This is a genomic window from Rhodospirillaceae bacterium, assembly GCA_028819475.1.
In the GTDB taxonomy this organism is placed as follows: Bacteria; Pseudomonadota; Alphaproteobacteria; order Bin65; family Bin65; genus Bin65.
This window is the reverse complement of record JAPPLJ010000030.1, coordinates 458,678-469,357: the sequence shown is the minus strand read 5'-3', so window position 1 is coordinate 469,357 and position 10,680 is coordinate 458,678. Positions and strand designations below refer to the sequence as shown.

11 protein-coding genes and 1 tRNA gene are annotated in these 10,680 nt (G+C 69.3%); 2 read left to right on the top strand and 10 right to left on the bottom strand.

The window, feature by feature from the left end; translation table 11 throughout:
- Positions 1 to 87 precede the first annotated feature (87 nt).
- The 7 genes from OXM58_09865 to OXM58_09835 all read right to left on the bottom strand — a co-directional run bounded on the left by OXM58_09865 (position 88) and on the right by OXM58_09835 (position 5,128).
- Positions 88 to 747, bottom strand: coding sequence for a fumarate hydratase C-terminal domain-containing protein (locus OXM58_09865; protein MDE0148669.1), 660 nt, complete (start codon positions 745 to 747; stop codon positions 88 to 90).
- Positions 744 to 1,706, bottom strand: a complete 963-nt coding sequence (locus tag OXM58_09860) for a fumarate hydratase (protein MDE0148668.1) — start codon at positions 1,704 to 1,706, stop codon at positions 744 to 746. The genes OXM58_09865 and OXM58_09860 overlap by 4 nt, the downstream gene beginning before the upstream one ends.
- Positions 1,707 to 1,735: 29 nt before the next feature.
- The gene (locus OXM58_09855) at positions 1,736 to 3,505 is read right to left on the bottom strand and encodes an FAD-dependent oxidoreductase (protein ID MDE0148667.1); all 1,770 of its coding nucleotides are present in this window, start codon (positions 3,503 to 3,505) and stop codon (positions 1,736 to 1,738) included.
- 23 nt (positions 3,506 to 3,528) lie between these two features.
- Positions 3,529 to 3,918 (bottom strand): succinate dehydrogenase, cytochrome b556 subunit, encoded by a 390-nt coding sequence (gene sdhC, locus OXM58_09850; protein ID MDE0148666.1) that lies wholly within the window; start codon positions 3,916 to 3,918, stop codon positions 3,529 to 3,531.
- On the bottom strand, positions 3,915 to 4,244 hold the full coding sequence (locus tag OXM58_09845; protein MDE0148665.1) for a succinate dehydrogenase: 330 nt from the start codon (positions 4,242 to 4,244) through the stop codon (positions 3,915 to 3,917). The genes sdhC and OXM58_09845 overlap by 4 nt, the downstream gene beginning before the upstream one ends.
- Positions 4,245 to 4,248: 4 nt before the next feature.
- Positions 4,249 to 4,977, bottom strand: a complete 729-nt coding sequence (locus OXM58_09840; GenBank protein ID MDE0148664.1) for a 2Fe-2S iron-sulfur cluster-binding protein — start codon at positions 4,975 to 4,977, stop codon at positions 4,249 to 4,251.
- A gap of 75 nt (positions 4,978 to 5,052) precedes the next feature.
- Positions 5,053 to 5,128: transfer RNA gene (locus tag OXM58_09835), tRNA-Ala, on the bottom strand.
- Positions 5,129 to 5,687: 559 nt separating this feature from the next.
- On the opposite strand from OXM58_09835, the gene OXM58_09830 reads away from it, so the two are divergent.
- Together OXM58_09830 and folD are read left to right on the top strand one after the other, a co-directional pair.
- Positions 5,688 to 5,996, top strand: a complete 309-nt coding sequence (locus tag OXM58_09830; protein ID MDE0148663.1) for a YggT family protein — start codon at positions 5,688 to 5,690, stop codon at positions 5,994 to 5,996.
- A 60-nt stretch (positions 5,997 to 6,056) separates the two neighbouring features.
- Positions 6,057 to 6,959, top strand: a complete 903-nt coding sequence (gene folD / locus OXM58_09825) for a bifunctional methylenetetrahydrofolate dehydrogenase/methenyltetrahydrofolate cyclohydrolase FolD (GenBank protein MDE0148662.1) — start codon at positions 6,057 to 6,059, stop codon at positions 6,957 to 6,959.
- Positions 6,960 to 7,247: 288 nt separating this feature from the next.
- Here the strand turns inward: folD and OXM58_09820 are convergent, their stop codons facing one another.
- The 3 genes from OXM58_09820 to cobB form a co-directional block, all read right to left on the bottom strand.
- A complete protein-coding gene (locus tag OXM58_09820; GenBank protein MDE0148661.1) occupies positions 7,248 to 8,471 on the bottom strand; it encodes an argininosuccinate synthase in 1,224 nt (407 codons plus the stop codon).
- A gap of 851 nt (positions 8,472 to 9,322) precedes the next feature.
- Positions 9,323 to 9,955 carry a uracil-DNA glycosylase family protein gene (locus tag OXM58_09815; GenBank protein ID MDE0148660.1) on the bottom strand — a complete coding sequence of 211 codons (633 nt, stop codon included), beginning with the start codon at positions 9,953 to 9,955 and terminating at the stop codon, positions 9,323 to 9,325.
- Positions 9,952 to 10,677: an NAD-dependent protein deacylase gene (cobB, locus tag OXM58_09810; GenBank protein MDE0148659.1), complete on the bottom strand. Its 726-nt coding sequence runs from the start codon at positions 10,675 to 10,677 to the stop codon at positions 9,952 to 9,954. The genes OXM58_09815 and cobB overlap by 4 nt, the downstream gene beginning before the upstream one ends.
- Positions 10,678 to 10,680: the final 3 nt, after the last annotated feature.

The following is a 10,680-nucleotide window of genomic DNA, read 5'->3' as shown; positions in this document are numbered from 1 at the left end:
CTACGGACAGGTTGAGAATCCCCTTTCGCAGAGAAATCCTCTGAAGAGGGGGAGGTATAGGGTTCCGGAATTGCCCGCCCGCCCGCCTCAAATCATCTCGTCGCGGCGGTCGTCGGTTTCGCCGAAGCGTTTCATGACGGCCGGGCGGGTGCCTTCGTAGACCCGGTCCAGCCCGGCGGCGATCTTGGCGTTCTCGCGCTCGAACAGGCTGTTGCCCTCAAGGTCGCTCTCGACCAGGAAGGGACCGAAATTTTCGACCTCGATGACCCAGACCGCCTGGGCGAGGCCGAGTTTCTCGCGCCAGTGCACGTCCTTCACCCGCCGGATGCCGCGGCCGAGCAGGGCGCCGGTGCCGTAGCCGACGGTGGTGAGATAGACCGCGCCGTTGCGCACGAAATGGTTGCGGTAGTCCTCCGGGTTCATGCCGCCCTTGCCGAGGATCAGCGTCGCGCCGGAGCGGTCGAGCCAGGGGCCGATCCATTTGCTGAAGCGGAAGGAGGCGGTCGCCGTCACCGCGCCGACCCTGTAGCTGCCGTCGGCCTCGATCGTGGCGGCCGGTGAGCAGTGGAAGTTGGTGGCGCTCACGGCCGCCGGGTCGAACGGCAGGGCCTCGCCGTCCTCGACGACGCGCCGGTAGACGCCTTCCCGGGCGGTGTAGACCGTGCCGTCCAGATAGACGACGTCGCCCAGGGACAGCGCGGCGAGCGCCGCCCGGTCCGGAGTCGTGCTCAGCCGGACTTTGTTCATGCGACCGCCGCTGCAACCGCGGCCGGCGGCCACTCGACCGTCTCGCGGCGCTGGTACGGCGTGAACCACAGCGGATCGGTGCGGTATTCGACCCGGCCGTCGCCGTGGAGCCGGGCGCAGGCGCGGCGCGACGACAGGCAGAAGGCGTGCACGCTCATCTGCATGCCGCCGGTGTGGCAGTAGCCGACCTCGATATGGCAATCGACGACCATGGACTTGCCGACGAATCCCATGGCACCCATGCCGATGCTGTTGCCGAGCTCGATGAACTCCCGCTCCAGCGCCGCGATCTCCAAGTCCGGGTTGCGGTCGCCGACCGCGCGCAGGCAGGCCGCGCGCTTGCCGAGCACCATGCAGGCATCCTTGGAGCCGCCCAGGCCGATGCCGATAATCGCCGGTTGGCAGGCCAGGCCGCGCTTGCCGAAGGCGACCAGCGAATCGAGGTAGAAGCGCTTGATGCCCTCGATCCCGTCGGACGGGAACAGCATCCGGTAGTCGGTGCCGAACAGGCCGCCCTTGTGGACGGTCGTGAGGTCGATCCAGTCGCCGTCCGGCTCGAAGGCGACCTCGATCTCCGGCGCGGCGATGCCGACATTGTTGTCGTGGTCGGTGCGCCAGAGTGGGTGGACCCGGTTCGGGCGCAGGGGAATGTTGTGCGTCGCGTCCGCCGTCGCCCGGCGCAGCGCCTGTTCGAGCGCCACCGGGCCGCCTTCCACCTGCGCTTCGTTGGCCAGCTTGACGTACCAGCGCGGGCAGCCGGTATCGCCGCACATGGCCCGGCCGTCCTCCTTGGCGGCGTCGTAATTCTCCAGCATGGCCTCCAGCACGAAGGAGGAGAGATCGCCGTCCTCCGCGTCGGCGGCCCGGCGCAGCCCGTCGAGATAATCGTCGGGAATCTCGATCGCCGCCTTGCTCATCAGGGTGAGCGCGGTGCGGTGGATGCTGTCGATGGCGATCATCGGCATGTCTCTTTCAGCCCGATCTCCGGTCAGACCGCGGCGAGCGTGGCATGGTCTTCGCCGAGCAGCGACTCGCCCGGCTGCACGATGGAGAAATTGACCGGCTGGCGCGAAACATCAAGGCCGCCGCCGTCCCGGCGGATCACGGTGAAGCTGGCGGCGGCCGGGTCGCCCTCGTCCGGGCAATCCTCCCGGTAATGGGCGCCGCAGGAGTTTTCCCGCGCCAGGGCGGCGGCCGCGACCGCTTCCGAGACCTCGACCAGGCTGCGCAGGTTCAGCCAGTCGTGCCAGGTCAGGTTGAAGACCCGGCCCGTATCGGCGAGGCCGGTGTCCAGCAGTTCCGCCTTCAACTCGCCGAGCTGCGCAACCGCGCGCCGGAGGCAATCGGCGGTCCGGATGACGCCGGCATCGTCCCACATCAGGTCCATGAGCCGCCGGCGCAGCGCGTGCACATCGCCCGCCGGACCTCCCGAACCGGCCCGGCCGAACGGGTGCAGGGCGCGGTCGATTTCCGCCGCCAGCAGGTCTTCGTCCGGGTTGCGGAAGGGCGCGCCCGGGCCGGCCAGGTCCCTCGCCATCGTGTCGCCGGCGATGCCGCCGAAGACCGTCGAGTTGGCCACCCCGTTGCCGCCGAGCCGGTTGGCGCCGTGGGCGCCGCCGGCGTCCTCCCCGGCGACGTAGAGGCCGGGCAGGTCCGTGCGCGTATCGGGGTCGCAGACCAGGCCGCCCATGAAATAATGCGCCGTCGGCACGACCTCGACCCGCCCGCCGGCGAGATCGAAGCCGCTGTCGGCGCAGCGCCTTACCATGCCGCCGAACCGGTCGCGCACCGTCTCCGGCCCCAGATGGCTCATGGCGATGTAGACGCCGCCGTTGGGCGTCGTCCGGCCCTTGCGCATCTCCTCGAAGATCGCCCGGCTGACGATGTCGCGGGTCGCGCGCTCGCCCGCCTCGTCGTGATCGAACATGAAGCGCCGGCCGTCGCCGTCCAGCAGGTGGCCGCCGGCGCCGCGCAGCCCTTCCTCCAGCACCGTGCCGGTCATGCGCGTGTCCGGTCCGGCGAGCAGGCCGGTCGGATGGAACTGCACCATTTCCATGTCGCGCAGGGGCAGGCCGCGGCGCAGGGCCATGGCCAGCCCGTCCATGCTCTTGTCGCCGGACGGCGTGTGGTAGCGGTACATGGTCGGCCCGCCGCCGGTCGCCAGCAGCACGGCGCGCGCCCGGACGAAGCGGAAGGCGCCGCTGCGCATGTCGGCGAACAGCACGCCGGCGAGCGCCCCGCCCGCGCGGTCCGGCACAAGGGCGAGCGCCCGGTGTTCCTCCAGCCGGTCGACCGGCCGGGCGAGGACCTGCTCCATCAGCCGGTTGACGATCTCGATGCCGGTCAGGTCGCCCTTGTGGACCGTCCGGTCGAAGGACTGGCCGGCGAAGGCCTTCTGGTGCAGCGTGCCGTCCGGGTTGCGGTCGAAGAAGCAGCCGATCTCGTTTTCCAGCTCGCGGACGCGCACCGGCGCGGTCTCGCACAGCCGCCACGCCATCTCCTGGTGCGGCAGCCACTTGCCGCCGGCGATCGTGTCCATAAAATGCCGCTCGACCGAATCGCCGGGGCCGAGCGCCACATTGTAGCCGCCCTGGACCATGCGGGTGCAGCCGGACTTGCCGAGCAGGCCCTTGACGGCGATCGTCACGGACAGTTCGGGCGCCGCCCGGCAGGCGTGCAGGGCCGCGAACAGGCCGGCCCCGCCCGCGCCGACGATCAGGATGTCGGCATTGTGCCGCTCGAGGTCCGCGGCCATCATGTTTCGGGCGTTCCCGGCACGGGTCAGACCGCGCTCAGCAGGAAGCCGACCGAAACCGCACAGGCCAGCGCGACGGCGGCGGCGGCGAGGGTCTTCTGGCGCGGCGACCAGGGCAGGAATTCGAGCGCGAGCAGCCGCAGGCCGCCGAACAGGTGCAGGCCGAGCAGCAGGACGAGGCCGGTTTCCGCCGCCTTGACCCAGGGGTTGTCCATCCAGCGCAACGCGCCGTCCAGCGCGGCGGGATCGGTGAGCGCCAGGCCGAGCACGAGAAAGTGGGCGGGCAGGAAGAGGGCCAGGGCGAGACCGGACAGGCGGTGGACCAGCCAGGCGATCCACAGCGGATGGCCGCGATGCGCGCCCGCGTGAATTCGGGCGCGAACCTGGGCCTTCGGCGCGGCCGATGAAGCCGTCACAGCACCACCGCCGCGACGGCGCGCGCGCCGAGGATCAGCAGGCCGGCGAAGACAGCCCAGGCGAGCAGGTCGAGCGCGCGGCCCTTCAGCTTCAGCCATTCGAAGGCGACCGTGCGCAGGCCGATGGCGGCATGGACCGACACCGCGGCGACGAACAGGCCATAGAACAGGCCCCACCAGATGCTGCCCTGGGTCCGGCCGAGGATTTCCGCCGCGCTCAGCCCGTTCTGCACCGCGACGATCATGGTCGCGATATGGCCGACGATCAGCGGCGCGAGGATCATGGCGCTGATCCGTTGCAGCATGTAGAGCCGGATGTCCGTCACGGCGTTACGCGCCGCCACGCAGCCAGGCGCGGCCGGCCGCGCGCTTCAGCCCGGCGATCGCCGCGGTCGGGCTCAGCCCGTTCGGGCACAGCTCGGCGCAGCTCTGGTGCGAATGGCAGTTGGCGCAGCCGTTGCCGCCCGATACCGCCGCGATCCGCGCCGCCTGCCCGCCGTCCCGCGCGTCGTTGACGAGCGTCCAGGCCCGGTTGAGCGCCGCCGGGCCGAGATAGTCCGGCGCCATCGCCACGGTATCGCAGGCGGCGTAGCAGACCGCGCAGTTGATGCATTCGATGCCGGCGTCCGCCGCCGCCCGCTCCGGCGTTTGCGGCGGAATTTCCGCCGGCGGGTCGTCGCGGGTCGCGGTCGGGGCGAAGGCGCCGCCTGCCGCCGTCCACTTGTCGAAGAAGGGCGCCAGGTCGGCGGCAAGGTCCCGGATCACCGGCAGGTTGCGCAGCGGCGCGATGTGTAGCCGCCCGGCCTTTGCCACCCGGCGGACATGGGTCCGGCAGGTCCAGCGCGGCGCGCCGTTCACCGTCATGGCGCAGGAGCCGCACATGCCGACCCGGCAGGCAAAGCGGTAGGCCAGCGCCGGCTCGGCGTTCTGCTGGATCCAGGTCACGACGTCGAGGACCGTCTGGCTCTCCCGCCGCGGCACCGCATAGGCGACATAGCCGCCGCCGCGCGCATCGCCGCGCCAGACCTCGACCGTCAGGGTGTCGGCATCCTGTGTCACGCCGCTTTCCTTACGCGCGGCGCGCCGGCGATTCACGGAAAATATTGCCCAAGAGGGTCTTGATCAGGCGGGTTCTGGTGGAGCCGAGGGGAATCGAACCCCTGACCTTCGCATTGCGAACGCGACGCTCTCCCATCTGAGCTACGGCCCCGCACCACAGGCGTGTCGTCCGGCCATCGGCCCGAAGCGCGGGCCGGCCTGCGGTGGCGCATATGGGGTGCCGCCGCCCTGCAAGTCAAGATGCGGCAAGTCAAGATGGGGCAAGTCAAGGCGCGGCTCTGCGCGGTAGCGGGTCAGTTTGAAATTGGAGAGGACGTGGCGGCGACCCGAAAATATCCTTCCACCCATCGCCCCTCTCCAGCCACTGTCCGTCATTTCGACCGGAGCGGCGCAGCCGCGGAGTGGAGAAATCTTTCCGGTACAATGCTTTGGACCTTGCTTCGCGCCGGAAGGATTTCTCCGCTCCGCCCCGGATAAATCCGGGGCTGCGGTCGAAATGACGGACAGGGGATCGGCTTCGGCCGACGCCGGAATTCAAACTGACCCACTGCCCCGAGCGCTGAATTTCCCGGCCAAATGTTCCGGGGCTGCCGAAACGCCGCGCAGGACCGGCCGGCCGGCGGCCCGTCGCCGATTTTCTTGCCATGCGCCGGCCGCCCCGATAGGGTCGCGGCGCTTTCGCCGAACGAGCCCGCCGCCGCCGCCCGTCCATGTGCACGATTGTCCAGCTCATCGACATGATCCTCGGGATCTTCACCTGGATCCTGATCATCTACATCGTGCTGAGCCTGCTGCTGTCGTTCGGCGTGATCAACGCCTACAACCGCTTCGTCAACGTCGTCTTCGACGGGCTCCAGCGCCTGATCGAGCCGGTCCTCGGGCCGATCCGCCGCTTCCTGCCCCAGACCGGCGCGCTGGATTTCTCGCCCATCGTCGTCTTTCTCGGCATTTGGGTGCTGCGCAGCCTGCTCGCCGAATACGCCGTTATCCCGGCCTGCACCGGCATGGCGTTCCGCTAGACCGGCTGCGCCGCAGCCCGAACTTCCCCCGAACCTGCCAGTATCCGGAACCGCCCGACCATGGACCGATCGAACGTCATCGACGGCAAGGCCTTTGCCGCCCGCCTCCGCGCAACCGTCGCCCGCCAGGCCGCCGTCCTGAAGGCGGAACACGGCCTCGTGCCCGGCCTCGCCGTCGTTCTGGTCGGCGAAGACCCGGCGAGCCAGGTCTATGTCCGCAACAAGGGCAAGGCGACCGTCGAGGCGGGGCTCAACTCCTTCGAGCACAAGCTGCCGCCGGAGACGGACCAGGAAACGCTGCTGGCGCTCGTCCGGCAGCTGAACGGCGATCCCGCGGTCCACGGCATCCTCGTCCAGCTGCCGCTGCCGGATCATGTCTCCGAGACCGCCGTGCTCGACGCCATCGACCCGGACAAGGATGTCGACGGCTTCCACGTCGTCAACGCCGGCCGGCTGGCGACCGGCGGCCAGGCGCTGGTGCCGTGCACGCCGCGCGGCTGCCTGATGATGCTGAAGGACCGGCTGGGCGAGCTCAAGGGGCTGCGCGCCCTCGTGCTCGGCCGCTCCAACATCGTCGGCAAGCCGATGGCCCAGCTGCTGCTCGGCGAGCACTGCACGGTGACCATCGCCCATTCGCGCACCCGCGACCTCGCCGGGGAATGCCGCCGCGCCGATATCCTCATCGCCGCCGTCGGCCGGCCGCGCATGGTGCCGGGCGACTGGATCGCGCCGGGCGCCACGGTGATCGACGTCGGCATCAACCGGATTCCGGACGATCGGCCCGGCGCAGCGGAAGGGAAGATGCGCCTGGTCGGCGACGTCGATTTCGACTCGGCGGTCGAGGTCGCCGGCGCGATCACCCCGGTGCCCGGCGGCGTCGGCCCCATGACCATCGCCTGCCTGCTCGCCAACACCGTAACCGCCGCCTGCCAGCAGGCGGGGATCGAGGAGCCGGCGGGGTAGGGGGCGAAAACCGAAAACGCCGCTCGTTCGTCGAGGCCCGAACACCAAAATTGCCGCCCCGGACCTGATCCGGGGCCCAGGGCCGACCCGGAAGGTGTTTGCCTGTTGCCCCTTCGACAAGCTCAGAGCCTGCCCTGAGCTTGCCGAAGGGGCAGGCCCCTGGTCCCCGGATCGTCGCTGCGCTCCGTCCGGGGCGGCATCGAGGGATGGTTTGACGGCGTCGCCCGGCGGAATGGCAGCGGGCCGCAAACGCAAGGCCGCAGATATAATTCCCTCTGAAACCTTCCCCTACCGCCCCCGCTGCCGTCCCAGCAGTTGCAGGCGCAGGGCGTTGAGGCGGATGAAGCCTTCGGCGTCGCGCTGGTCGTAGGCGCCGGCGTCCTCCTCGAAGGTGACGATGGCTTCGTCATAGAGGCTGTTCGGCGACGTGCGGCCGGTGACCATGACGTTGCCCTTGTAGAGCTTGAGGCGCACCGTGCCGTTCACCCGCTCGCTGGCATGGTCGATGGCGGCCTGGAGCATCTCCCGCTCCGGCGCGAACCAGAAGCCGTTGTAGACCAGCTCGGCGTAGCGCGGCATCAGCTCGTCCTTGAGATGGGCCGCGCCGCGCTCCAGCGTGATCGATTCCATCGCCCGCCTTGCGTGGAACAGGATCGTGCCGCCCGGCGTCTCGTAGACGCCGCGGCTCTTCATGCCGATGAAACGGTTCTCGACGATGTCGATGGCGCCGATGCCGTTCGCGCCGCCCAGTTCGTTGAGCCGGGTCAGCAGCGCGGCCGGGCTCAGCGCCTCGCCGTCGATCGCCACCGGGTCGCCGCGCTCGAAGGCGATCTCGATCTCCGCCGGCCGGTCCGGCGCGTCCATCGGCGAGACCATGCGGGTCAGGATCAGGTCCAGGTCCGCCGCCTGGGCCGGGTCCTCCAGCACTTTGCCTTCCGAGGAAATGTGCAGCAGGTTGGCGTCCTGGCTGAACGGCGGCTCGCCGCGCTTGTCCCGCGGCACCGGAATCTGGTGCTTCTCGGCATAGTCGACGAGCCGGGCCCGGCTGGTCAGGTCCCATTCGCGCCACGGCGCGATGATCCTGATGTCCGGCTTGAGGGCGAGATAGGTGAGCTCGAAGCGGACCTGGTCGTTGCCCTTGCCGGTCGCGCCGTGGGCGACGGCGTCGGCGCCGGTCTCTTCGGCGATCTCGATCTGGCGTTTGGCGATCAGCGGCCGGGCGATCGAGGTGCCGAGCAGGTAGGTGCCCTCGTAGACCGCGTTGGCCCGGAACATCGGGAAGACGTAGTCGCGGACGAAGTCCTCGCGCAGGTCCTCGACGTAGATTTCCCGGATGCCGAGCATTTCGGCCTTGCGCCGCGCCGGCTCCAGCTCCTCGCCCTGGCCGAGATCGGCGGTGAAGGTGACGACCTCGCAGCCGTAGGTGTCCTGCAGCCAGCGCAGGATCACGGAGGTGTCCAGCCCGCCGGAATAGGCCAGCACGACCTTCTTCACGCCGCTCGTCTTGCTCATCGCTCCGGTCCCGGCTGTCTGGGGTTTGCATCCCGCTGAGAATGTGCCCGCAGATGTGCTTGGGGTACGCGCCGGGACAAGGGGTCAAATCCGCCATGCCGCAGCGCTTGTCGGCGGGTCCGCCGGAGTAAGTTTGAAAATTTTTCTGTTTTTCGACATTTTTCCTTGACACGGCAGCTTCCGCGCCCTATATCGGCCCCGTCAACGCCCGAAGTGCGCCCGCTGCGGCCGGCCGACGCCCCGAAAACATGGATTCCCCTGCGAAACGGGCTGGACCGTGCGTCCGCTCTCCGTCTCCCCTCCCGTCATTCCGACCGGAGCGCCCCGGATTTGGTCCGGGGCGCGTAGCGGAGGAATCTCAACGCATGACTACGGGTTTCCTGTGGGTGGGATCGAGCCGGGATTCCTCCGCTCCGCCCCGGCCCGCAGGGCCGTGGCTCCGGTCGGAATGACGACGAGAGGTTTCGCGGAGGAATCGAAAACATACGGGAACATGCGTATTCCCGCTTTCCGGCCCGCCGCCGCCGATCGGCCATCCGATCCGCCATCCAATGCGCCACCCTGTGCGCCGCCTGGGCTTGACGGCCGGACCCCGTCCGGTTCGACCCTCCGATTCTGCCGGGCCTTGCTGCCCGGCGATGCCGCCCCCGGTGTCGACCGGCGCTCCCGCCCGGCCGGGATTCTGGAAAAATTCCTATCTGGATTGATTTTGCGCATTTCCGAAAGGTGTCTTTCCAACGATTCCAAAGGGTTAGGGCTGCCGGGTGCAAAAAAACACGTAAGAAAGACCGGTCTGTCTAATAAGAAAAACAGAGCGATTTCAAAGACTTAGGCAAACTGATTTTGAACATTTATTCAAAATCCGGCCGTTCTCCAGCCTCCGCTCCGACCAGCGCCGCCACCCGCGCCCGCAAATCCGGCAGCAGTTCGGCCTCGAACCAGGGGTTGCGGGCGACCCAGCCGCGGGTGCGCCAGCTCGGGTGCGGCGTCGGCAGGGTGCCGGGCAGGAAATCGCGCCAGCGGGCGACGGTTTCGGTCAACGTCCGGCCGCGCCGCGGGCCCAGATAGTGCGCCTGGGCGTAGCCGCCGACCAGCAGGGTCAGTTCGACCGCCGGCATCAGCGCCAGCAGGGCGGCGTGCCAGTGCGGCGCGCATTCCGGCCGGGGCGGGGCGTCGCCGCCGCGCGGCAACCGTCCCGGATAGCAGAAGCCCATCGGCATAATGGCGATGCGCCGCCGGTCGTAGAAGGTCTCCCGGCTTATGCCCATCCAGCCGCGCAGCCGGTCGCCGCTCGGATCGTTCCACGGGATGCCGCTCTCATGGACCTTCGTCCCCGGCGCCTGGCCGACGATCAGCAGCCGCGCCGTCGCCGAGGGCCGCAGAACCGGGCGCGGGCCGAGCGGCAGGTCGGCGGCGCACAGGGTGCAGCCGCGCACCTCGCGCCACAGGGCGTCCAACGCGGGGGCGTCCAGCGCTTCGCTCAAAAGCCTTCTTCGAGGACGCGCTCGACCCAGGCCGGCACGACCTCGGTCGCCGGGCCGTAGACCGTCTCGGCGAACATCGTCGCGCCCTCGCTCGGCTCCATGTTGAGCTCGACCGTGTGGGCGCGCGCCGAGAAGATCGCCTCCTGCACGAAGCCGGCGGCTGGATAGACGTTGCCGGAGGTGCCGATGGAGACGAACAGGCTGCATTGCGCCAGGGCGCGGGAGATCCGCTCCATCTCGAACGGCATCTCGCCGAACCACACGACGTGGGGGCGTATGCCGCCGGCGCGCTCGCAGGCCGGGCAGACCGTCCCGATATCCATGTCGCCGGTCCAGCCGTGCACCGCGCCGCACAGGTCGCAGCGCGCCTTCAGCATCTCGCCGTGCATGTGGATCAGGTTCTTCGAGCCGCCTTCTTCGTGCAGCGCATCGATATTCTGGGTCACGACCAGCACGCTGTCCGGCCATTCGGCCTCGAGGCGGCCGAGGGCGGCATGGGCGGCGTTGGCCCGGACGTTGTCGGATTGCAGCTCGCGCCGGCGGTGGTTGTAGAAATCGTGCACCATCTTCGGGTTGCGGGCGAAGCCCTCCGGCGTGGCGACATCCTCCAGGTTGACCCGCGACCACAGGCCGTCGGCGTCGCGGAAGGTGTCGAGCCCGGATTCCTTGGAGATGCCCGCCCCGGTGAGGACGACGATATTGCCCCGCTTCCTGCCCCGCATGGC

Coding starts and splice junctions, on each gene's coding strand:
- cobB (MDE0148659.1), bottom strand. CDS start 10,677: ATGCGGGGCAGGAAGCGGGGCAATATCGTCGTCCTCACCGGGGCGGGC.
- OXM58_09820 (MDE0148661.1), bottom strand. CDS start 8,471: ATGAGCAAGACGAGCGGCGTGAAGAAGGTCGTGCTGGCCTATTCCGGC.
- folD (MDE0148662.1), top strand. CDS start 6,057: ATGGACCGATCGAACGTCATCGACGGCAAGGCCTTTGCCGCCCGCCTC.
- OXM58_09865 (MDE0148669.1), bottom strand. CDS start 747: ATGAACAAAGTCCGGCTGAGCACGACTCCGGACCGGGCGGCGCTCGCC.
- OXM58_09830 (MDE0148663.1), top strand. CDS start 5,688: ATGTGCACGATTGTCCAGCTCATCGACATGATCCTCGGGATCTTCACC.
- OXM58_09860 (MDE0148668.1), bottom strand. CDS start 1,706: ATGATCGCCATCGACAGCATCCACCGCACCGCGCTCACCCTGATGAGC.
- OXM58_09855 (MDE0148667.1), bottom strand. CDS start 3,505: ATGATGGCCGCGGACCTCGAGCGGCACAATGCCGACATCCTGATCGTC.